We start from the raw sequence: 21,685 nt of genomic DNA on the forward strand, positions 1-21,685 counted from the left end.
TTGAAGAAAATTCAGACATCGTGCCAGGGACGGCACGGAGATGAACAAGCGCTTAAATACCCCTTATCATTCCAAAAACCAAAGACTTTCCGCTGGTGTGAATATTCGTTACCAATCTGCGGCCTAAATGACAACTCCATCGTGTTTTTCACCGCACAATATTTCATTCCTGCATTTTCTGTTTAGCACGAAAGAAAAATCTGGCTACACTTTCTAGATAATTCCATAACGTCTGCTCAGGAAGTGACCATGAACAATAAAACTAACCGGATCCTGTTTTTATCAATTGCAGCTTCATTGGTAGCCCTGCATGGCTGTGGGGGCGGTAGTGATACAGAAAAGCCGCCAGCACCTGCAGCGCCGGATGTTTATAAGGTCGGTACAAACCCGCGTTTTGATCCTGTGATTTCCGACATTCCGTTTAATACTGATTTGGTATTTGCCGCTGCGGCAACCTCCGATGGTACTGCCAGCCTGGGAGCTGCGACTGATCCGGTACGTGCCACCATCAATCAACTGGACGGTTTTTCCACTTCGGCCTTTTTTGATATTTTGATCAGCGGCAGTGTTGATCCCGCTTCGGTGCTGGCATCGAAAAGTGTGTTTTTGATTGAGTTGAATACCGGCGGTAAGGATGCATTAAACCCGGCCAATATTGTGGGAGTGGTTGGCTTGGCAAATTATGACGCGACGGTGGTTTCCCAGGATGGTGGAACCAACAATACCATCCGCATTCGCCCCACCAAGCCGCTCAAATCCAAAACCAAATATCTGGTTGCGATTACCAGCGATGTTAAAGATTCCAGCGGTAGCGCGCTGACTCGGTCCTGGACTTACAACGCGCTGCGCGATACAAGTTATGACACTCTTGCCGGTCTGGCGCCCGTGCGCACAGCGATTGTCGGTTGGGAAACACTTGCCAGCGGCTTTTTGGCCGCAGTAAGTGGAGGGCAGTTAAGTGCGGCGACAGCTAAAGAGAAACTGGTGCTTACCTATACCTTCACTACCAGCGACCCGATTACACCGCTCATTGCGATGGCCGCACCGCGTGCGGCTATTGCTTCCACCCAGATTACGGCGGGAACCTCACCTGAGGCTGCAGTTGCCAATACAGTGATGCTTGACTCGCTGGGGTTATTGCCGACTCCCAAAAAACGCGATCTTGGAATTTCCGGGTTCACGGGCATTGATTTCAATAACTTTAGCGCTGCGCTGGCTGCAAATGTGGGCAAGCTTTACACCGGTTATATCAAGGTACCTTATTACCAAACTGCTGCGACGGGTTTGGCGTTTGGGGAATATTTACAACGCACCTGGAAGCCTGATCTGACCCTCGCGGGTGCTTTGGGTGTCACTGTGCCAACCGATGTGGATGGCAGTTACAACGTCACTTATCGCTATCCATTTGCGGCGAAAACAGGTGATGAATCAATTCCTCTGCAGGTCACACTGCCCCAGGATAACTGGGTGCCGGGTTATGCGGGTGCAGCTAACTGTGGTCAGATCTACGCCGCCTCCGGTTATCCAACGGTTATTTATGTTCACGGTATTACCAGTGACCGCACCTCGATAGTTGCCCTCGGGCATACACTGGCGAGTCGCTGTATTGCGACAGTGGCCATTGATCTTCCCGTGCACGGGGTTCCGGCAAATAGTGCATTTGTCAATGCGCTGAATGTGGAAAAGAGTAAGTCGATTCCGTTTGTTGCACTTTACGGGGCCAACGCGCCGCACGAGCGTCACTTCAACGTTGCTGGTTCCGGTGGCGCGCCGGCACCAATGAATTTTGAAACCCCCGGCACTACCGATGGTTCGGGCGCTCAATTTATCAATCTGGGATATTTGACTAATACCCGCGATAACAACCGTCAGGCAGTGATGGATCTGCTCAATCTCAATGCCAGCCTCGGTGGTATTAACACTGAAATTCGCAAATCAGTAAATACCGGGTTGGACTTGAATCGTGTCTATGTTGTGGGAGTATCCCTCGGCGGGATTTTGGGCAGTGTTTTCACTACCGTTAACCAAATCGCCATCGCCAACGATGCCCAAATTGGTCTGCCGTCCAACCTCAATCCGATTCGCGGCCTGGTGACCAGCGGTGCAGGCACCCAGGTCGCGCAAATTCTGGTGAACTCCGCGACTTTCGCGCCGGTCATCAATAATGGCTTGGCGGCTAGCGGCGTGAATGTGGGCACCAGTAACTACGAACGTTTCCTGTACGCCGCGCAAAGCGCAATGGACTCTGGTGATCCGGTTAACTTTATGCAACCTCTGGCTCTATTGGGGATTCCGGTATTGGTGCAGCAAATCAATAACGATGCGGTAATTCCTAATAGTGCTGCCAGTGCACCGCTTGCCGGAACCTCGGCGATGGCATCGCTGCTTAACGCTACACAGTTAGGTTTAGGTAGCACCCAGTTGGGGCGCGGCTACGTTAAACACACTGCCGGTGGGCATTCATCCCTTTTGCGTCCTGAAGGCGGTGCACCGCAAGTCACCGCAGAATTGCAGGCACAAGTCGTTACCTTTGTGTTGAATAACGGTAACGTCGGCGTTGGTAGCGGGGCTCCGGGGAATATCGAGTTGCCTGCTAACTAATCGTGTTAAGGTGAGGAACTAAACCCCGGCAATGCCGGGGTTATTTTTTTGTCGAACCACAAGCACTCATAAACAATGGCGTAATACCTGCTAGGTAGTGTAGGTCCGGTAAATCTTCACGGCATTCTTGTGTTCAAAGGTGTTTTTCGGGATTATGCCGCCAGTTATTCATCGTCGTAGTGATGGATTATTTTTAATCAGCCTTGAGTTTCCAGCATGACCCCACGCAATTACTTATACCTGTTAAAAAAGTACGATGAATACCAGCCGCAGATCGAGCGTTTGCTGGAGTCGATAGTAACCTCGCTGTCGCCCAACAAATTTGGTGCATCCAATGAACAGCTGAAAGAAATTGTAGGGCGCCTGCATGAGTCCTATCCGTTTGTGGAATTGATTTATTGCCTGGATGACCAAGGCATACAAATTACCGAGTCTGCTGCATCACCAACCGTGCCTGATCCTAAACGTCGCGAACCGGGCTTTGGTTCTGACCGTAGCCATCGCGTTTACTATGCGCGCGCGCGCGACAATGCCGCTGCTGCCACGGTTACCCAGCCTTATCTCTCCAGCGCTACGCACCAGCTCGCGATTTCTGCGGTGCAGCGTTTTGTTGATCCCAACGATGCCACGCGTTATCTGGTGATTAATTTCAATCTGGAAAAACTCATCACTTTCCTGAATGGCGATAGTTTACGCCGCATGGTTCACCCTTTTTTCCAGCTTATCTACGGCATTATTGGCTCTATGTTGGTATTGGTGTCCGGCCTGTTGTTGTACTCGGCTGGCAGCTCTTTATTTGATGTGGTGCATGAGCACACCAACACGGCAACCCAGGCGTTCCATCTTGTTATTCTGGTGACCTTGGGCTTGGCAATTTTCGATTTGGGTAAAACGATTCTCGAAGAAGAAGTGTTGCTACACAAAGATATTCATCACACCGGCTCGACTCGCCGTACCATTAGTCGCTTTATGTCGGCGATTGTGATTGCGGTATCGATTGAATCCTTATTGTTAATGTTTAAGTCATTGCTGGGTGATGCAACGCACTTGAATTCTGCGGTGTGGATGCTCTGTGCTGCTGTTGCTTTATTAGTCGGTTTGGGCGCTTATTTGAAATTGACCAGCGAAAAAGAATAACGCCATTCTTGACCGGCGCCTCCCCATTTTAAGCGGGGCGCGCAAGTGGGAGGGGAGTTCACTCATGCGAGAAAATAATTCATGTCCACCAAAACCAAAAGTGCATTTGTCTGCAATGACTGCGGTGCAGATTATAAAAAATGGCAGGGTCAATGCACTGAATGTGGTGTATGGAACAGCTTGAGTGAAGTGCGCTTGGGGCCAACACCGACTAATCGCACCGCAAAATTTGAAGGTTATGCAGGCGGTGCCACCGGCAATAAAATCCAAACACTTGCCGAGATCTCACTCAATGATGTGCCGCGTTTTAGCAGCGGCGCAGGTGAGTTTGATCGCGTGCTGGGCGGTGGCTTTGTGCCGGGTTCAGTCGTCCTGATCGGCGGTAACCCTGGCGCAGGTAAATCGACGCTGTTGTTGCAAACCCTGTGCAATCTTGCTCGCACTATGCCCGCGCTTTACATCACTGGCGAAGAGTCATTGCAACAAGTTGCGATGCGCGCACAGCGTCTCGGGTTACCCACCGATCAGTTACAAATGCTGAGCGACACCAGCGTAGAAAGTATTTGTACTATTGCGCAAAAAGTCGCGCCGAAAGTGATGGTGATTGACTCGATCCAAGTCATGCATATGGAAGATATTTCTTCCGCGCCCGGTTCTGTATCGCAAGTGCGGGAAAGCGCCGCCTATCTCACCCGGTTTGCCAAACAAACCGGCACGGTATTAATCCTTGTCGGCCATGTTACTAAAGACGGTTCTCTCGCCGGTCCCAAAGTGTTGGAGCATATGATCGACTGTTCCATTTTATTGGAGGGCGACAACGACTCTCGCTTCCGTACTTTGCGTGGCCACAAAAATCGCTTTGGTGCCGTCAACGAGTTGGGCGTATTTGCGATGACCGAGCAAGGTATGCGCGAAGTAAATAATCCCTCGGCGATTTTTTTACAGCGCGCGGAAGATGCATCATCCGGTTCAGTTGTGATGGTGATGTGGGAGGGCACGCGTCCGCTCCTGATAGAAATCCAGGCGCTGGTTGATGACAGTCATTTGGGCAATCCGCGTCGGGTCGCGGTAGGTATGGATCAAAATCGGTTAGCGATGTTGCTTGCCGTTTTGCATCGCCACGGCGGTATTATGGTGGGCGACCAGGATGTATTTGTGAATGTGGTTGGCGGGGTAAAAGTGATGGAGACAAGCGCAGACCTGGCGCTGCTGCTTGCCGTCGTCTCCAGTTTTCGCGACCGCGTTTTGCCGCAGGATTTAATTGTGTTTGGCGAGGTGGGCCTCTCCGGTGAGATTCGCCCGGTGCCGAGCGGCCACGAGCGTTTGCGTGAAGCAGCCAAGCATGGGTTCAAACGCGCAATAGTCCCGTTTGCCAATGCCCCGCGCGAAAAGAATTTAGGAATTGAAGTTGTTGCAGTTAAAAATTTGCAAGAAGCGCTGAATGCACTTTAGCTATCCTAACGATACTTAATCCGGAATTTTCAGTTCAATTATATGGCGATCAATCTTTTTTAATTGTTCCCAGGCTTCGCGAAAATTAGGGATGGAAAAAAATAAGGCATCCAGACTTCCATCTTGTTGCGCTAATTCCAATCCCCTTTGAATGCGTAAGGCAAGATCGCTGTCATTAACAAAAAAATAAATCGGTTGTGGATAATGGATCGCCAGATTCTTTTCCACTGCCAATCCTAAACTTTCGTAATTTTTTAAATCGGATTCTACTTCCTGCAGGCCGCGTGCGATGTAATCGAATCGTTTGAGGCTCAGCATTCTGAACATTGGCCGGTAAGAATAAGATGTTACTAACGGTAAACCATTAAAGCGATAGACATCGGTGTCGCTCCATTGGGTACCACTACCGATTTTAAACTTTTGCAAATCCGCGACGGTTTTAACCTGATCAAATTTGGCTTGGTCAGCGGTGCGGATCAACAATAATCGATACTCGTTAATGCCGCGGATTAAATTGAATTTAACCGGCGCCAGTTCTTCTTCCCGCTTTTTATTACTGCTGCTCCAGACAACATCTAGTACGCCTTGCTTAACTAACAAGCGTGCTCGCTCGCGGTTAACCGCAATAGAGTGATGATCAAATTGGATGCGTTCAGATTCTTTGCTTGTTTTGGTTAATGCCAAATACAAAGCTTCTTCGTAAAAACGGCTGGTTACTTCAGGTTCAAGTGAGCCAGCTTTGGGAAGTGTCAGACGCAGGATGGTTTCCGCCAACGCAGATTGGCTGAAACAGAATGGCATACACAACAAAAAAAAGAACGCCAGATACCGCATAGAGATGTTCTGATTAATGGTTGTTTTCTATGAGGGTTAATAGTTCATGAAGCAATGTTTTATCAACTGGTGTGTCAGGTTGGAATTCAAAGCCGCTGGTGCTTTCGTAGATTATTTCTTCACTCATTACTTGGAGGGCTCCGCAAATCGGTACTCGTCGGACCAGTGTTATGGTTAGTAGTCGCTGATTAATTCAGAGAGTTGCCGTTCGGCGGATTTTGCATCGCCCAGATTCAATTCAATCAAGCGGCGTAAATGGCTTACGCTATCAATATCAATAGAGGTACACATCAATCCGGTTTGATTGTGATGCTGGTGTGCCACGGTAACGGACATAGCAATGCTGGTGTTGTCCGACAGCAGGATTTTCACCAGTATGGGGTGATCATGCGCAACTTCAGCGGGCAAGGTTTGTTGTAGTAATAAGCCTTTCAACGAAATATCCAATAAGCTTGCACGCCAGTGGAATTCGCCCTGTGCCAGTTCGACATGGGCATCAAAAAGAATGCGGCTAAATTTGCGGCGCTCGTTAGCAGTATTTTTGTTGTTGGTAGTGGTCATAGTTTGTTCTATCAGTCACGGTGTGGTCTCGCGCAACCGTCCGGCTGCCGGATGTTGCGAATATGCTTCCTCCAGTGTAGTCGTTGGCAGCCGTTTCGCCATTCTTCGCATTGCCTGATTCGCCTATTTGCCTCTGGCATCCGGCCGCACCTATAATCCCGACACGTGTGATAACAGGCTGATTCTTATGAGAGATTTTCGTGTTGGTATTGATCTTGGCGGCACTAAAACCGAGGTTATCCTGCTCAATGGCAACAGTCAGGAGCTATTCCGCACCCGCATCCCTACAGTCCGCGATGACTATGCTGCTACCTTGCGCGACCTTGCCGATTTAGTCGGGCAAGCTGAAGCGGCTGCAGGGCAAACCAACTTGCCGGTGGGGATCGGTATTCCCGGTACGATTTCACGCAAGACCGGCTGGGTCAAAAATGCCAACTCTACCTGGCTCAATGGCAAACCTTTCCAAAAAGACCTTTCTGATTTTTTGCAACGCGATGTCAAAGTCACCAACGATGCCAATTGCCTGGCAGTATCCGAAGCGACGGATGGTGCAGGGCGCGGATACGATCTGGTATTTGCCGGAATTCTGGGGACAGGCTGCGGTGCCGGTGTGGCGTTTCAGGGTAAGCCAATTGTCGGCCCTAACGGTGTAGCGGGTGAGTGGGGACACAATCCTTTACCCTGGACGAATGATGCCGACCTGAATGCGCGCCCTTGTTATTGCGGCCGGGCGGGATGCCAGGAGACTTTTCTCTCCGGCACAGGTTTGTGTCTCTCCTATCAATTAGCGACGGGCGAAAAAATCAAAGGCAATGAAATTGTTGCTATGGCGCAAGCTGGAAATAAAACTGCCATAGCTGTGCTGGAAAACTATTTCGATCAATTAGCGCGTGGACTTGGGGCGGTGATTAATATCGTGGATCCGGATGTGATTGTATTGGGTGGCGGTGCCTCCAATATTGCAGCTATTTATAGTGAAGTATCCAAGCTATTACCCAAATATGTGTTCGGTGGTGAGTGCGATACACCGATAAAACCCGCAGTTCACGGCGACTCCAGTGGCGTGCGCGGTGCGGCCTGGTTGAATCCACTTGCGTAGCTTTTGTTTAATGGCTGCAAACAAAAAGCCCATCCGCTTGGTGATGGGCTTTTTGTTTTTAATATTGTGTAGCGTCAGCCGTGCTCAGGTCGCTACGGATTACACGAAAATGCCACAGCGCATTGCATCGCTCAATATTTGTATTGATCAATTGCTCTGGGAATTGGTGCCCCATGAGCGTTTGGTATCTATCAGCTATCTTACGGCGAATCCAATGTGGTCTCCCATTGCCGAACAAGTTCGCGGTGTGGCATTAAATCACGGCTTGGCTGAGGAGATAGTGCCGTTAAAACCTGATGTTATTTTTGCGGGCGAATTTGATGCGCCCAATGCTATCGAATTATTAAAAAAGTTGGGGCTGCGTGTTGAGCGGTTACCATTGCCGCGCAAGTTGGATGACATCAATATACAGATTGTGGAATTAGCAGAGTTGATCGGCGCGCAACTAAAAGCACAAAAAATGGTGCAAGAAATTAATCACCAGATTGCAGAACTGCAAGCAGCCACTATTGGAAAAACACCACTGACTGCATTTTGGTATTCCGCCAACGGTGTAGTGATTGGCGATGGGACTTTAGAACATGAGTTGATGCAGCTTGCCGGTTTGCGCAATTTGGCGGCAGAGCGGGGCATGTTCAGTTTCAATCAGCTCGATCTGGAGTTATTGCTCAGTGCGAAACCACAAATTTTAATTGTGGAAGAAAGCAGTGATGATGCATTTTCACTTGCGCGCGAATATCTGTCGCACCCGGCATTGAAACATGCCGATTTTAAAGTAGTCATTTTGCCAGCAGGTTTATCGGGGTGTGCTGCGTCAGTTATCGGTGATGTAGCTGCCGCTCTTAAACAGGCGTTAGTAATCGAAGCGAATGATTGAGCGCACGGCCGTTATCAATTAACTTAACAAGAAGAGTTTACTTTGCGGACTATTATTTCGTTTACGGCTTTGTCCGGCGCCTTGGTTATAGCGCTCATCGCTGCCTCCGTGCTCGCGCTGAATACCGGCCTTGCTGATATTGACGTTGTCGCCGGCTTGCAGGATTTTTTTAGTGGCGAGCAAAGTCTCGCTGCGAATGTCGTCGGGCAAATTCGCTTGCCGCGTTTGATTCTGGCGATAGTCATTGGCGCTACTTTGGGAATGTCGGGTGCGGCTATGCAAGGATTGTTGCGTAATCCACTGGCTGATCCCGGTGTGTTGGGAGTGAGCAGCGGCGCCGCGTTCGGTGCGATCTGTACATTGTATTTTGGTCTCGCTGCCAGTGCCTGGTATTGGCTACCGGGCGCGGCAATTGTCGGTGCATTGTTTACTTTATTTATGGTGTATTTGTTGGCCGGAATGCACAGCAGTATGCTGGCATTAATCCTGGCGGGCACGGCAATGAGTTCAATCATGGTCGCGTTTATTGCAGTCGCTTTAAATTTCGCGCCCAGTCTATATGCCATGCAGGAAATTGTTTTCTGGCTATTGGGCTCGCTGGCTAACCGCCATTTTGACCATGTGTATATCGCGCTACCGCTTGCGGTTATCAGCTGGATGATGCTGCTGAGCCGCAGCCGTTTTCTCGATGCGCTTAGCTTGGGTGAAGACAGCGCGCGCTCGTTGGGTTTTAATAATCATCGCGAGCGCGGCGTTTTATTGTTGGGTATCGCAATTGGCGTTGGTGCATGCGTAGCGGTGAGTGGTGCAATTGGATTTATCGGTTTGGTGATTCCCCATTTGTTGCGGCCCTTTGTCGGTTATCGCCCCGGGCGTTTGATGTTAGCGAGCGCGTTGGGCGGTGCATTATTGTTGGTGCTTGCCGATATTCTCGTACGCCAGTTTGACAGTGCGCGGGAATTAAAAATTGGTGTAGTTACATCATTAATCGGTGCGCCCTTTTTCCTGTTATTAATTTTAAAAACCCGTTCACGGTGGGCATGATAATGATAACAACACTCAGTGCCCGGGACGTTTTGTTTGCACGCGATGGCAACCACATTCTGGATAATGTGGGCATGCAATTGTCAGCCGGTGAGATTGTAGGACTGATCGGTCCGAACGGCGCCGGTAAAAGTTCGCTGCTGCGGGTGATGGCAGGTTTGCAACGTGCTGACGCAGGCAGAGTAACTTTGTCATTGGGCGGCACCGACAAAAAATTGCTGAATGATTTTTCCGGGCGCGAGCGCGCGCAGATATTGGCATATTTGCCCCAGCAAGAAGTGCCCGCCTGGCCATTACAGGTGGAGCATTTGGTTGGCCTTGGTCGTGCACCCTGGCACACACCACTGACCGGAAAATCCCCGCGCGATAAACAGGCCATTGAGCGCGCGCTGGAACAGACTGAATTGCAATCACTGCGTCAGCGTATTGTGACCACACTTTCCGGTGGTGAATTGCAGCGTACTTTGCTGGCGCGGGTGTTTGCTGGCGAACCACAGATTATCCTCGCTGATGAACCTATCGCAGCACTCGATCCTTACCATCAATTGCATATGATGGAATTGCTCGCCGAACATGCAAAGCAGGGCGGGGCAGTGTTAGCAGCTCTGCATGATTTAAGTTTGGCCGCGCGCTTTTGTTCGCGGCTGGTGTTATTGCATCGCGGAAAAATTGTCGCCGACGGTAACCCCATCGATGTGTTAACAACCGAAAATTTACAACAGGTTTACGGTATAAGTGCGTATGTTGATTGCCGCGATGAAGGTGTGGTGATCATCCCTCGTAAACGGGTTGTTTGAATTTTTAGATGAACACTAACCAGTAGAAACGTGCGGTATTTTTACTGAGCCCGTCTGAGGTATGGATGACGAAGTCGAGCTCCCAGGGATGGGTTTACGGCGTGTCTCGGTAAAAATACTGCAAGTCTTAAAGTGTGTTCTTCCTTTTGGAGCGGCAATTATGAACGCAGGTGTATTTAAATTTTTTGCCAATCTGTGGCCGCCATTATTTTTCTCTGGCATCAGGATAACCTATTTGGCTGCGGATTATCGGGAAGCGCAGGTAACGTTAAAGCTGCGTTGGTACAATCGCAATTACGTCGGTACACAATACGGCGGCAGTTTAATCTCTATGACCGATCCCTGGTATATGTTGATGATTATGAACAACCTGGGACGCGATTATTTTGTGTGGGACAAACACGCCGAGATAGATTACATCGCTCCCGGCAAAACCCATGTGCATGCCCGCTTCAGTATTAACGATGAAATCCTTGACGATATCCGTGCAAAAACGGCGGGCGGTGAAAAATACGTACCCGAGTTTTTGGTTGACATCAAAGATGATAACGATCAATTAGTCGCGCGCGTAAAACGCCGCGTTTATGTCAAATTAAAACCTCGTGCCCGGGACAATTAGATTTTAACTCCCGCACGTCCAATAGCTGGAAAATCCTATGATCAATGTTGCTCTCTGTTCTTATGGTATGTCGGGTAAGGTATTTCACGCTCCGCTGATTACAGCGGAATCCGGTTTGTGTCTTCATACAATATTGCAGCGCGGCGAACCTACGGCCTTGGCGGATTATCCGGACGTGGGTATCGTAACAACCTTTGAAGAAATCCTTATCAATCCGGATATTCATTTGGTTGTCGTCAATACGCCTAACGAGCACCATTATCCAATGACAAAAGCGGCACTACAAGCTGGTAAGCATGTAGTGGTTGAAAAACCGTTTACTCTGAACCTTGATGAAGGCAATGAATTAATTGTACTTGCTGGTGGGCAGCAAAAAATCCTTGCAGTTTTTCAAAATAAACGTTTGGAAAGCGATCATCTTGACGCGCAAAAAATAATTGCTTCGGGCGCGCTTGGGCGTATTGTCGAAGTTGAATGGCATTACGACCGCTACCGCACTAACGTCACGCATAAAAAATGGAAAGAAGATAAACTTCCCGGTTCCGGCACCTGGTTTGACTTGGGCATTCATATGGTGGATTCCATGTTGAGTTTGTTTGGTAAACCCAATGCGGTGTATGGCGATATGCGCAGCCTGCGCCGTGCAGAAGGTTCTACTGATTATTTCAATGTCATTTTTCATTACGATGATATGCGTGTGATTCTTCGCTCAAATACTTTTGTTAGTGAAAAAGGTGCAACCGTCGCGATTCATGGAGATAAAGGTTCTTTCCTGAAATTTGGTCAGGATGTTCAGGAAGCGCAAATGATGCGCGGACTGATTCCCGGTATGCCAGGTTGGGCGCAACCGGGTGAAGATAATTACGGCGTATTGCATGCACATAATAATGGTGAAGCTACGCGCACAATTATTCCCGGGCAGCGCGGTTGCTATGAACATTATTATCAAAATATTGTTGCGGCAATTGCAGGAGAAAACCCTTTGGCATTTATGCCGCAACAATCTTTACTTGGAGTTGAATTGTTATTGGCAGGCGAAGAGAGTGCCAGGCGACAACAATTAATCCAGCTATAAATTTGGTTTGATAATTTATTTCAGTATCTTGAAGTTGCGGGGTTTGATCATGAAAAAATATTGGTTATTGTTAACTGTGTTATTCATCTCTACCAGCGTTTTTGCAGGACGCATGCCGGATAGTATTGAAAGCATTGAGTCACTCGGGAAAGGTTACGTAAAACTGAATATCGCCAAAAATTCTCCGAATGCCGAATACGATTATCAAGTAGTCAGCGCTATCGACATTAAACGTCTGGTCGGTAGCTCAGATAAAAAAATCTGTTTTATGTTTTATTTCACCGGTACGGAGACACTTAAAATCCAGGTTTCCACTCAAGCCTGCAGCACTATCGTGAAAGAGTTGATACTGGCCCAGAGTTAGGTTTCTTATCCCGGCAAGGTTACTTGTGCTGGAGAGAGTACCTCTCTCCAGCACATCCGCAATACGAGTTTAAACCCACACATGTCAATGCCTTGGCGTCAAAATCACTGTTCGCACTTAATGGCACATGTTTGGTTCCAAAGCTCGAACTTTCCACCCAAAGTCGAACCGCAAATCGAAAACTGGGACTGGCCTTTCATTGGCTGGCGTTTTAGGATTTTTTTGCCTGCTATCAGGTTTGTTTATAGCAGTAATAAATATCCCAATAAATATCCAACTAACCAGAGTAGTCATAACCGGTATGACCGGTATGGTTGCCGATGAAGGAGAATGTGAAAGTGCAAATAATCAACAAACGTTCCGCCATTTCTCGTGTTAGAACCTTAGGTCTTTCTGCTGTTGTTGCCAGTGCGGCGTTTTTGGGAGCAGTTGACGTGAGTGCGCATGGTTATGTTTCCTCGCCAAAAGCCCGTGTCATTGTCTGTAAAGAAAATGGTATTGAAAATCCGACGCTACCCGCGTGTGTCGCTGCAAAGGCGGCGGGCAATGTAGGTTTCTATTCACCGCAAAGTATTGCGATCGGCGGTGTAAAAGATAATCATCAATCAGTGATTGCTGATGGCAAATTGTGCAGTGCAGGTGTAGGTGGGTACGGTGGTCTCGACCTGGCCAGAACCGATTGGCCTGCAACAACTGTGTCAGCCGGCCCGCGCGAATTCGTGTGGACTAATACCGCGCAACACAGAACTATGTACTTCCGTTATTACATCACCAAGCAGGGCTACAATCCGGCGAACCCGTTAAAGTGGTCCGATCTGGAGCAAATCCATCAATCAGCGCCTACTGGTCAAGAAGCAACTTCCCGCCATGTGGTGAACCTGCCTGCCCGTACCGGTAAACACGTGGTTTACAGTATTTGGCAGCGCGATTATGCCGATGCGCCGGAAGGCTTCTATCAATGTATTGATGTGCAATACGGTACTAGCAATTCAAGTATTCCAACTACCAGTAGCTCAGTGCCATCGTCTTCACGCTCTTCTGCATCCAGCTCAAGCATAACCAGCGATACTTGCGCCGGCTTGCCGACCTGGAACGCGGCGACTGCGTATACCAACCCGCAACAAGTGAAGTTCAACAGCAGACGTTACCAAGCTAACTATTGGACCCAGGGCAACAATCCTGAGTTGACCAATGGCCAATATAACTACTGGTTGGATTTGGGTGCTTGTAACAGTAATGCATCAAGCCAGTCATCAGTGACGCCACCGAGTTCTGTGGCACCTTCCTCAAGATCCAGCTCAAGTTCATCGGCTACTGGTGGCAATTGCACATCACCTAACTATGTCGACGGATCAACTTACGCAACTAACGCTCTGGTGAAAAATGCCGGCAGTGAATACCGTTGCATCGTTGGCGGTTGGTGTACTGTTGGTGGTCCGTATGCGCCGGGTACTGGTTGGGCTTGGACTAACGCATGGACATTGGTACGTAGCTGTAACTAATCCATATCCTGTGGATAAACACGGCAGCTCAGGCTGCCGTTTTTTTTTGCCGTTACCACTGGCTTGTTGTGTGTGGCATTTTTAAATTGCGCGCCCGAGCAACCGGTTGAGCGCATATAAACTTGCGCACCACAACAGGATCAACACGGAAAGCAGCAGGATTGTGATGAAGGCGAAAATATCCGGCGCTTTCATCAAGGTGGTCATCAGTGAATCTTGATAATAGAAAAACCATTGGTGTCCATCGGGAAATACCTGCACGTGCAACCAATAAAAAACAGCGGTGGGGCCGATGGCCAATACTATAATCGTGATCAATGCGAAACCGGCCAAGAATCCCAGCAGGATTCTTTTAATGGCAGGCAGTTTTAGTTGTTGATAATAGGCGTAAGTAATTAATGCTATCCAGATAAGCAGGCAAACTATTCCCGCCAGATAAAATGCATCAATCAAATTGGCGACGTCTTGCAGGTGAATTATTTCGGCCTCATGCATCAGCGCGGTACGCTCGCCAGTTTGCAAGGTGTAACTGATATTATCCAAACCTTTGCCACTGGATTGCACTGCATTGCTAATCTCGCCAAAAAGCCGCCAGTGTTCTTCCGGTGCGGTGAATTCAAAATCCTCTTTAAAACGATTAAGCGGGGCAAACTCGGCGATGTGTTTATCCAGATCCAGTAACTGGTAGCCGCTTGGGTAAGCAAAATGAAATTGTGCCAGCAAGTGCCAGCTCACCAGCGCGAGTACGATGAGTTGGCAGGTGAAAAATAGCGGCCAGAAAATAAAACGTTCAATCATATCGAATGGCTCGAAAGTAACGGCGCGGCAAAAATAGCATGTGAATCTAACCTGAGGCTATAGCTTTAACACACCGGCGCATCGCCTATGCGGAGATGCCAAATAAAAAAGCCGCAGAATCCTCTACGGCTTGCTTACTGGCGCCTTTGCCCAGCCAATCTTTTACTTTGCGGTCGGTATCTTGCCGCTCGGATTTGCGTTTGGCTTTGTTGGTTTTTTCATGCACCCCACCTTTGCACATAATGGGGTGGAATGCATGACCATTGCGTTTTTCCTGTTTCATCGCCGGTTCCTCGTCAGGTATAGCTGTGATAAACCTTCTAAATGATTGTTAACAATCATTTTTTTGCACTAAAAAATAAAACTTCCGCGATCACTAATTGCAATCCTGATAAAGAAAAAGCCCTGATCAGTTTCCCGATCAGGGCTTTGGGTATTGCGCCTGGCTCGGAAGGTTCGTATTGTTGTCCTTCCAAGCGAGTACTCGGAAAGTTTATGCGTTGGTATAGTTCGCGTAAGTCATGTTTGAGTACTCCTATGGTTGTGCAAGCGAGCTTGCGGTTTCAGTGTTACCAGGGCAGTGTGTTAAAACAGTGCCCCGGAAATTGGGCGCGATAATACGCCGAAAATTTTCACTGTCAACAACGCGAAATTATTTTTTATCAAAGGTCACTGCATCGCTTGTTCTGGTTTGCGTTTGTTTTGTGTGTATTTTGTGTTTGCTTGTCACATAAATGTCGTAATTTTGTCATAGAATCCCAACGCTATTGAGCGAATTCAACTAGGCCTTTTGAATGAATTCATCCGAGCCTTTTACCAGTGAGATGATATCGTGCCCGAACTACTAGCCCCTCCCGCCAAGAACACGTTTCACACTTATGGAATCTGGTTGTACAACGAAAAAAGTCGAGCGATTAAAAATCTTAAAAAGGAGCGCAGTCCGAGTGTGCACGGCGATAAGCATTGGGACTCCAGTTATTTGCTGATGGATTACTTCACTCACAATCCGCTCAAGAAAAAAAGCAGGATTCTGGATGTCGGTTGTGGTTGGGGACCTACATCCATTTATCTGGCCAACAATGGTCACAGTGTCACTGGTTTGGATGTGGATGACGATGTCTTTGCATTTTTGGATGTACAGGCGGAGCTAAATGGCGTAGCTATTAATACTCGCCAAGGCGCAATGGCCTCGATGAAAAAAGCAGACCTTGTTAAATACGATGTGATTGTCGGCGGCGATATTTGTTTCTGGGATGAATTAACTGACGAGTGGTTTGCAATGCTCAAACGCGCTGCCAGTGCAGGCGTTAAAAAACTGGTGCTTGCCGATCCGGGGCGAGGCCCGTTTTTGAAACTGGTCGATAAATGCTACGACCGCTGGGACTGCGAAATGTTTACCTGGTACTGTTTTGAGCCCAAGCGTTTCACCGGCAGTATTTTGGTGGTTCAGCTCGATTCCTGATGAGTGTCATTAGCGCTCACTAAGTTCAACCTGTAGACTGACGTTAATTGTTATTGCGTGAGTCGATACATGTCTGTTTTACCTTCCCCTTCGCCAGTGTTATCCGCAACGCGCGAACATGCGTTGCTGTATACACTGATGGCACTACAGTTTACAGTCATCGTAGACTTTATGATTATGATGCCGCTTTCGGCGCAATTAATGGATGCCTTTACAATCCAGCCGGCAGAATTTGGTTTATTGGTTTCTTCCTATTCACTCGCTGCCGGCGTATCGGCGTTGCTTGCCTCCGCGATTGCCGATCGGTTTGATCGTCGCCATGCATTATTAGCTTGTTATCTTGGGCTGACGATTGCAACCCTTGGTTGCGGCCTTGCCGATTCTTATTTCTTGTTGTTGGTTGCGCGCATTGTTGCCGGTTTTTTCGGCGGCGTGATGAGTGCTGTTGCTATGGCAATTATCGGCGATATTATCCCGCCACAGCGACGTGGGCAGGCAATGGGTATCGTTATGTTGGCGTTCTCTCTCGCCGCTGTGGCTGGCGTGCCTCTGGGATTATTTATTGCCAACCATTATCACTGGCAGACACCGTTTTTATTTTTAGTGGTGATTTGTGCAATCGTGTTGTTGATCAGTTGGTTTGTTGTTCCTGCGGTGCGCGGACATTTACAGCAACAGCATGTGCCTATGCTGCAGAGTTATCGCGAGTTGCTCACCGTACCTAATCATTGGTGGGGATTTATCACTTCATCATTGGTGATGTTTGGCGGTTTTATGGTGATTCCCTATATTGCCCCTGCGGTAGTCGCTAATACGGAATTGGGTAATGGCGATCTTCCTTATATTTATCTTGTTGGGGGTGCGGTGACGCTGATTACGCGTCCGATCATCGCGAAGCTCACCGATAGGTATCCCCATGCGCAGGTATTTACCTGGATCGTATTGCTCAGTTTTATTCCTATCGTATTGGTCACGCAAACCTTGCACGTTAGCTTGTTTTGGCACTTGATAATGGCAGGATTATTTTTCATTTTTGTCAGCGGTCGCTTTATTCCCTGTTCGGCAATGGTGACTGCATCTTGCGAACCGCACTTTCGCGGGCGGGTAATGGCTTTTAATTCGGCGATGCAAAATTTAGGTTCAGGTGTGGCCGCTTTTGTTGCAGGATTAATTATGTTGAAGAGCGACGCGGGTGAAATATTGCGTTATGACTGGGTAGGTTATATTGCTTGCGTGGTTGGTTTGGTAACCATTTGGACAGCGAAGAAAATTAAGGCTATTAGCTAGTTAAAATTCTTGAGAGGGCATCATCCCTGATGCGCTGGAAAATTATTCTGTTCATGAGTAATTCCTTCTCGTATCGTTATTGTTAAGTGTTGGGATTTTTCAGTCGCCAGTTACACTTCGGTAGTTTCGGTTTCGAGCAAACGAGTACCGAACACTTTGGTGTAATCGAGCTGTGGCTCGCCAGTGTGGTGAACCACCTCGACCACTTTTTCCAATTCTTTGATTGGCGCTGCAGGTACAAAAGGTGTCGGTTTAACGTGTTCATAGCGACCGGATGCAATTATTTCATTTTCATCCAATGCCTTTTTCAACATGTGTTGAACCTGTGCACTGGGTGAGTCAACAGGACAGGCGATCATATCCATATAATCAATACCCAAACGATAGGGTGGCCAACCATTTTCCAGCCCGGTTTTTACTAGTTGGCGATAACAATTTTTAGCGCGTGCAACATCATCCGGATTTTTGCGGTCAAATAAAACCGGAATTGTGCCCGAGAGTGTACGCGATGAACGCGATGTAACGGCCAGCAATGGATCAAAACCGTTATCCATTAAACATTTGCTCATTACGGTGCGGTAGCGCTCGACTTCATCTGCAGTAAAAGGCACCAGCGGCGCATACCATAAAATACCGGCACCATCTTTGGCGGGGTGGGAGTTTACATCAAGCTTTTTAGCGGTAGGATCAAGCGCATAAGCGATTTTTAGAAAGGCAACGATGGGATAACCCTCCACCGTGCCCAAGGTATTAACTAGCGCACCGAAATGACGGCGCAGCGATGAGAATCCCCAGGAAGGTAAATAGGTTTGCAGTTGTTGCAACAGACGAATTTCATCCGGGCTAAAACTCCATACGCGGCAATTTTTTAAGCGACGGCGAATATCTTTTACCGAACCTGCCACTGCGGCACGCGAACCGTATAATGTGCCCAAACCTGTCCACGCAGAAATCTTGCGTTCTTTGGCGAGCTTTCTTAAATAGTCGGCACGTTCATCACCTTTGAGCGGCGATGCTAAAGGCGTATCAACTTGAGTAGAAAGAATGCGGCAATCGTTCATCATAATAATGCCGCCGATCCCGGGAATATCTTCGGTGAGTTTATTCAGTTCAGTTTGGCTAGCGATAAAAGCTTCATTACTTTTCCATTCAAAAACCAGAATGCGGGTGGCTTCCGGTGAGCGCGCCAATTGCACGCGCGCTTTGGTCACTATGCCAAAGCTACCCTGACGTAATAAGCCGGCCCAGGAATAACCTGTTCCCGCATTCCAGCGTTTTGCCATTTCGGCACAACCCAGATCTTGGTAGGTGTGGCGAAACTCGGTGCCGTTGCCCCAAAAACCTTCCAGTTCGCTGATCGCATTAAAATGATCGGCGATTGGCGTTAAGCCATAGCCACCATCCAATGCGTTGCCGAGAATATTTCCATTCGGTCCTACACCGGTGGTCGGCACTAATAAATCCGCCCCGCTTTTTTTAATCGCCGCATGTAAATCGGCTTGGGTAACACCCGGCTCAATTAATGCGGTCGAAGAATTCACATCGATATAAACACGGCGCAGTTGTGACAGATCCACAATAAAACTGCGGCTGTCTACCGGGAGCGAAGTCCCATAACCAAAATTGCGCCCGCCACTGATGGGCCAGAGTGGAACTTTAAATTCATTGGCGAGTGCCAACACATCCTGGATTGCATCGACTTCTTTAATAATGATGGCTCCGGCCGGTAAGCGTTGGCTGGCTCCGGTATCTGCACCATATTGAAAAGCCGCCTCCTCGCGACTCAAGACTTTGGCACCGGGGATACGCAATACTTCGCTGAAAAAAGAGGTAGTCATGTTCATCTTCCTTTCAAATGCTGAATGACAAAAATTGCTTGAAAAGCAAAAGGTGGGCTTGATACTGCGCGCGCAAAAATGTTCAAAAAGACGGCACTGTGCGGCAGTCAGGCAAGCATCAGCAAAAACTATGACAAGAATAAATTTCTTATGATTTTCAACGACTTTAATTATTATTGAGCAATTAAGCGCCAGCTAATTGACGCTTCTAATTGCAGATCATTAATTTATTTAAAGTAATTTAAGCGACAAAGAAATCAGATAAAATTTATCCTGGATGTGAACGTTATGATCGAATGTTTTTTTACAGCGGCGTAAAAGAGTAGAAAAATGTGAAGGATAATGAAAAGGTGAAATAGCAGTGAAAAAACGAATCTACCAGATTTTAATTGTGAAGTGTCTTTTGAAAGGCGGGCATTGCCCACCTTGATTATTAAACTAATAACTTTTCCAGCGTCCGCTCATAAATTTTAGTTAACTTTTCCAAATCATCGGCGCTAATGCATTCGTTCACTTTGTGAATGGTGGCGTTGATAGGGCCGAGTTCAACGACCTGTGTACCTGTAGGTGCAATAAATCGGCCGTCAGAAGTGCCACCAGAAGTAGACAATTCTGTATCAAGTCCGGTTTCCGCTTTAATTGCATCCACAACCGCATTTACCAAGTCACCGCGCGGGGTTAAAAATGGCTGTCCGCTTAAAATCCATTGCAAGTCATATTTGAGCGTATGTTTATTTAAAATCGCCTCGGTGCGCTCACGCAAAATGGCTTCGGTGAGTTCAGTGGAAAAACGGAAATTGAATATTACTTCCACTTCACCGGGAATCACATTGGTTGCACCGGTTCCACCATTAATATTGGAGACCTGAAAACTGGTCGCCGGGAAAAATTCATTGCCGTTATCCCAATGCTCCGCTGCGAGTTCAGCCAGTGCGGGTGCAAGTTTGTGGATGGGGTTGTCGGCCAAATGCGGATAAGCCACGTGCCCCTGAATACCTTTTACTTTCAAAATGGCTCCAAGCGAACCGCGACGGCCATTTTTAATCACATCGCCTACTACTTTGGTGCTGGATGGTTCGCCCACAATGCACCAGGTCATTTTGGTATTGCTGGCCTCCAACCATTCCACCACTTTAACAGTGCCGTTGATTGAGGGGCCTTCTTCATCGCTAGTGATCAGGAATGCAATGCGTCCTTTGTGATTGGGATGTCGGGCAATAAAGTTTTCGCAGGCGATGACCATGCAGGCAAGCGAACCTTTCATATCGGCCGCACCGCGGCCATGCAATATGCCATCGATAATGGTTGGCTCAAATGGCGGGTTATTCCAGTTAGCTTCAGGACCGGTGGGCACTACATCGGTGTGGCCTGCAAACGCGAGGATGGGACCGCTGTCGCCGCGGATGGCCCAGAAGTTATCTACCTCACCGAAACGCAGACGCTCGGTTTTAAAGCCAATGGCATCAAGACGTTTGATCATCATTGCCTGACAACCGTCATCTTCAGGAGTGACTGAACGGCAGCGGATTAAATCGGTGGCGAGTTGCAGGGTAGGGGTTAACGCAGTAGTCATTGTATCGTCCGGGGATTGGGATAAATTCGCTGGCGATTTTACGCGATTTTGCACCTCATTCGGTGTCTGCGGGTAATAAAAAAAGCCCCCGCCACCCACTGTGCTGGACGGGTGGCGGGGGAGGTGCATTATCAGTCCTGATACCTATACAGTGCCTGGTTAAAACAGCACTGCATGTCAGCGGGAGCAAATTGCTTGACCCCGCAGCACTTAGGCGGCTTTGCTTTCATCACTATTGTGTTGGATCAAATTTCCTGTGTTGTTGATGGCAATGCTTCTTGGCTTCATCGCTTCAGGAATTTCTTTCACCAGACTGATGCTCAGCAAACCATTGTTGAGTTGGGCACCGGTCACTTCGACATGGTCGGCCAGGCTGAACTTGCGCTCAAAACTGCGTGTGGCTATGCCCTGATGGAGATACTTGTGCTCTTCTTTGCTGTCGTCGGCTTTTTTGCCGCGCACAGTCAACACACCGCGCTCGGTTTGGATATCCAATTCATTTTGCTCAAAGCCGGCCACCGCCAAGGTAATACCGTAACGGTTTTCACCGGTCACTTCGATATTGTATGGCGGATAACCTGCCGCACTTTGGTCAGCGCGCAGAGCGGTATCCAGCAATGCACCTAAACGGTCAAAACCTATGGTGCTGCGATAGAGGGGAGAGAGATCAATTGTGTTCATAAAATATCCTCCGGTAAGAAGCGATAGGAAACAAAAACAATTAATAGGTGACGGCTCTCGCGGAGACACCAATCACCCTTTTTA

Annotated in this window: 20 protein-coding genes; 13 read left to right on the forward strand and 7 right to left on the reverse strand. The window is 48.2% G+C overall.

Annotation, left to right across the window (positions count from 1 at the left end):
* Positions 1–249 precede the first annotated feature (249 nt).
* From AC1RJL_RS03455 to radA, 3 genes are all read left to right on the forward strand, one after another.
* Positions 250–2,601: an Ig-like domain-containing protein gene (locus AC1RJL_RS03455; protein WP_492911352.1), complete on the forward strand. Its 2,352-nt coding sequence runs from the start codon at positions 250–252 to the stop codon at positions 2,599–2,601.
* A gap of 216 nt (positions 2,602–2,817) precedes the next feature.
* On the forward strand, positions 2,818–3,738 hold the full coding sequence (locus AC1RJL_RS03460; protein WP_492911353.1) for a PDC sensor domain-containing protein: 921 nt from the start codon (positions 2,818–2,820) through the stop codon (positions 3,736–3,738).
* 81 nt (positions 3,739–3,819) lie between these two features.
* Positions 3,820–5,190 carry a DNA repair protein RadA gene (radA, locus tag AC1RJL_RS03465; protein WP_492911354.1) on the forward strand — a complete coding sequence of 457 codons (1,371 nt, stop codon included), beginning with the start codon at positions 3,820–3,822 and terminating at the stop codon, positions 5,188–5,190.
* Positions 5,191–5,205: 15 nt separating this feature from the next.
* Here radA and AC1RJL_RS03470 read toward each other — a convergent pair whose 3' ends face one another.
* Both AC1RJL_RS03470 and AC1RJL_RS03475 read right to left on the reverse strand, forming a co-directional pair.
* Positions 5,206–6,024: a hypothetical protein gene (locus tag AC1RJL_RS03470; protein WP_492911355.1), complete on the reverse strand. Its 819-nt coding sequence runs from the start codon at positions 6,022–6,024 to the stop codon at positions 5,206–5,208.
* A gap of 174 nt (positions 6,025–6,198) precedes the next feature.
* Positions 6,199–6,585, reverse strand: a complete 387-nt coding sequence (locus AC1RJL_RS03475) for a PilZ domain-containing protein (protein WP_492911356.1) — start codon at positions 6,583–6,585, stop codon at positions 6,199–6,201.
* A gap of 187 nt (positions 6,586–6,772) precedes the next feature.
* On the opposite strand from AC1RJL_RS03475, the gene AC1RJL_RS03480 reads away from it, so the two are divergent.
* From AC1RJL_RS03480 to AC1RJL_RS03515, 8 genes are all read left to right on the forward strand, one after another.
* Positions 6,773–7,684, forward strand: coding sequence for an ROK family protein (locus AC1RJL_RS03480; protein ID WP_492911357.1), 912 nt, complete (start codon positions 6,773–6,775; stop codon positions 7,682–7,684).
* A gap of 109 nt (positions 7,685–7,793) precedes the next feature.
* Positions 7,794–8,561 carry an ABC transporter substrate-binding protein gene (locus tag AC1RJL_RS03485; protein ID WP_492911358.1) on the forward strand — a complete coding sequence of 256 codons (768 nt, stop codon included), beginning with the start codon at positions 7,794–7,796 and terminating at the stop codon, positions 8,559–8,561.
* A gap of 42 nt (positions 8,562–8,603) precedes the next feature.
* The gene (locus tag AC1RJL_RS03490; protein ID WP_492911359.1) at positions 8,604–9,605 is read left to right on the forward strand and encodes a FecCD family ABC transporter permease; all 1,002 of its coding nucleotides are present in this window, start codon (positions 8,604–8,606) and stop codon (positions 9,603–9,605) included.
* Between the two features lie 2 nt (positions 9,606–9,607).
* Complete coding sequence (locus AC1RJL_RS03495; protein WP_492911360.1) at positions 9,608–10,402, forward strand: ABC transporter ATP-binding protein; 795 nt, start codon at positions 9,608–9,610, stop codon at positions 10,400–10,402.
* Positions 10,403–10,562: 160 nt separating this feature from the next.
* Positions 10,563–11,021, forward strand: coding sequence for a DUF4442 domain-containing protein (locus tag AC1RJL_RS03500; RefSeq protein ID WP_492911361.1), 459 nt, complete (start codon positions 10,563–10,565; stop codon positions 11,019–11,021).
* Positions 11,022–11,058: 37 nt separating this feature from the next.
* A complete protein-coding gene (locus tag AC1RJL_RS03505) occupies positions 11,059–12,096 on the forward strand; it encodes a Gfo/Idh/MocA family oxidoreductase (RefSeq protein WP_492911362.1) in 1,038 nt (345 codons plus the stop codon).
* A 49-nt stretch (positions 12,097–12,145) separates the two neighbouring features.
* Entirely contained in the window at positions 12,146–12,460 is a 315-nt protein-coding gene (locus AC1RJL_RS03510) for a hypothetical protein (protein WP_492911363.1), read from the forward strand.
* A 338-nt stretch (positions 12,461–12,798) separates the two neighbouring features.
* Positions 12,799–13,962, forward strand: a complete 1,164-nt coding sequence (locus AC1RJL_RS03515) for a lytic polysaccharide monooxygenase (protein WP_492911364.1) — start codon at positions 12,799–12,801, stop codon at positions 13,960–13,962.
* A gap of 81 nt (positions 13,963–14,043) precedes the next feature.
* Here the strand turns inward: AC1RJL_RS03515 and AC1RJL_RS03520 are convergent, their stop codons facing one another.
* Together AC1RJL_RS03520 and AC1RJL_RS03525 are read right to left on the reverse strand one after the other, a co-directional pair.
* A complete protein-coding gene (locus tag AC1RJL_RS03520) occupies positions 14,044–14,760 on the reverse strand; it encodes a lipoprotein intramolecular transacylase Lit (RefSeq protein ID WP_492911365.1) in 717 nt (238 codons plus the stop codon).
* Positions 14,761–14,845: 85 nt separating this feature from the next.
* Positions 14,846–15,043 carry a hypothetical protein gene (locus tag AC1RJL_RS03525; RefSeq protein WP_492911366.1) on the reverse strand — a complete coding sequence of 66 codons (198 nt, stop codon included), beginning with the start codon at positions 15,041–15,043 and terminating at the stop codon, positions 14,846–14,848.
* A 549-nt stretch (positions 15,044–15,592) separates the two neighbouring features.
* Here AC1RJL_RS03525 and AC1RJL_RS03530 point away from each other — a divergent pair.
* The gene (locus AC1RJL_RS03530) at positions 15,593–16,222 is read left to right on the forward strand and encodes a class I SAM-dependent methyltransferase (protein WP_492911367.1); all 630 of its coding nucleotides are present in this window, start codon (positions 15,593–15,595) and stop codon (positions 16,220–16,222) included.
* Between the two features lie 69 nt (positions 16,223–16,291).
* The gene (locus AC1RJL_RS03535; protein ID WP_492911368.1) at positions 16,292–17,509 is read left to right on the forward strand and encodes an MFS transporter; all 1,218 of its coding nucleotides are present in this window, start codon (positions 16,292–16,294) and stop codon (positions 17,507–17,509) included.
* 110 nt (positions 17,510–17,619) lie between these two features.
* On the opposite strand, the gene AC1RJL_RS03540 is transcribed toward AC1RJL_RS03535, so the two are convergent.
* The 3 genes from AC1RJL_RS03540 to AC1RJL_RS03550 all read right to left on the reverse strand — a co-directional run bounded on the left by AC1RJL_RS03540 (position 17,620) and on the right by AC1RJL_RS03550 (position 21,601).
* Positions 17,620–19,347: an FAD-binding oxidoreductase gene (locus tag AC1RJL_RS03540; RefSeq protein ID WP_492911369.1), complete on the reverse strand. Its 1,728-nt coding sequence runs from the start codon at positions 19,345–19,347 to the stop codon at positions 17,620–17,622.
* Between the two features lie 433 nt (positions 19,348–19,780).
* Positions 19,781–20,920 carry a succinyl-diaminopimelate desuccinylase gene (dapE, locus tag AC1RJL_RS03545; RefSeq protein WP_492911766.1) on the reverse strand — a complete coding sequence of 380 codons (1,140 nt, stop codon included), beginning with the start codon at positions 20,918–20,920 and terminating at the stop codon, positions 19,781–19,783.
* A 210-nt stretch (positions 20,921–21,130) separates the two neighbouring features.
* On the reverse strand, positions 21,131–21,601 hold the full coding sequence (locus AC1RJL_RS03550; protein ID WP_492911370.1) for an Hsp20 family protein: 471 nt from the start codon (positions 21,599–21,601) through the stop codon (positions 21,131–21,133).
* Positions 21,602–21,685: the final 84 nt, after the last annotated feature.

Source organism: Cellvibrio sp. GW822-FHT04B05 (assembly GCF_058800985.1).

Excerpts from the sequence above, each read along its gene's own strand:
- AC1RJL_RS03520 (WP_492911365.1), bottom strand. The coding sequence starts at position 14,760 with ATGATTGAACGTTTTATTTTCTGGCCGCTATTTTTCACCTGCCAACTC.
- AC1RJL_RS03460 (WP_492911353.1), top strand. The coding sequence starts at position 2,818 with ATGACCCCACGCAATTACTTATACCTGTTAAAAAAGTACGATGAATAC.
- AC1RJL_RS03485 (WP_492911358.1), top strand. The coding sequence starts at position 7,794 with ATGCCACAGCGCATTGCATCGCTCAATATTTGTATTGATCAATTGCTC.
- AC1RJL_RS03525 (WP_492911366.1), bottom strand. The coding sequence starts at position 15,043 with ATGAAACAGGAAAAACGCAATGGTCATGCATTCCACCCCATTATGTGC.
- AC1RJL_RS03540 (WP_492911369.1), bottom strand. The coding sequence starts at position 19,347 with ATGACTACCTCTTTTTTCAGCGAAGTATTGCGTATCCCCGGTGCCAAA.
- AC1RJL_RS03470 (WP_492911355.1), bottom strand. The coding sequence starts at position 6,024 with ATGCGGTATCTGGCGTTCTTTTTTTTGTTGTGTATGCCATTCTGTTTC.
- AC1RJL_RS03500 (WP_492911361.1), top strand. The coding sequence starts at position 10,563 with ATGAACGCAGGTGTATTTAAATTTTTTGCCAATCTGTGGCCGCCATTA.
- AC1RJL_RS03480 (WP_492911357.1), top strand. The coding sequence starts at position 6,773 with ATGAGAGATTTTCGTGTTGGTATTGATCTTGGCGGCACTAAAACCGAG.
- AC1RJL_RS03505 (WP_492911362.1), top strand. The coding sequence starts at position 11,059 with ATGATCAATGTTGCTCTCTGTTCTTATGGTATGTCGGGTAAGGTATTT.
- AC1RJL_RS03550 (WP_492911370.1), bottom strand. The coding sequence starts at position 21,601 with ATGAACACAATTGATCTCTCTCCCCTCTATCGCAGCACCATAGGTTTT.
- AC1RJL_RS03510 (WP_492911363.1), top strand. The coding sequence starts at position 12,146 with ATGAAAAAATATTGGTTATTGTTAACTGTGTTATTCATCTCTACCAGC.
- dapE (WP_492911766.1), bottom strand. The coding sequence starts at position 20,920 with ATGACTACTGCGTTAACCCCTACCCTGCAACTCGCCACCGATTTAATC.
- radA (WP_492911354.1), top strand. The coding sequence starts at position 3,820 with ATGTCCACCAAAACCAAAAGTGCATTTGTCTGCAATGACTGCGGTGCA.
- AC1RJL_RS03535 (WP_492911368.1), top strand. The coding sequence starts at position 16,292 with ATGTCTGTTTTACCTTCCCCTTCGCCAGTGTTATCCGCAACGCGCGAA.
- AC1RJL_RS03475 (WP_492911356.1), bottom strand. The coding sequence starts at position 6,585 with ATGACCACTACCAACAACAAAAATACTGCTAACGAGCGCCGCAAATTT.
- AC1RJL_RS03455 (WP_492911352.1), top strand. The coding sequence starts at position 250 with ATGAACAATAAAACTAACCGGATCCTGTTTTTATCAATTGCAGCTTCA.
- AC1RJL_RS03495 (WP_492911360.1), top strand. The coding sequence starts at position 9,608 with ATGATAACAACACTCAGTGCCCGGGACGTTTTGTTTGCACGCGATGGC.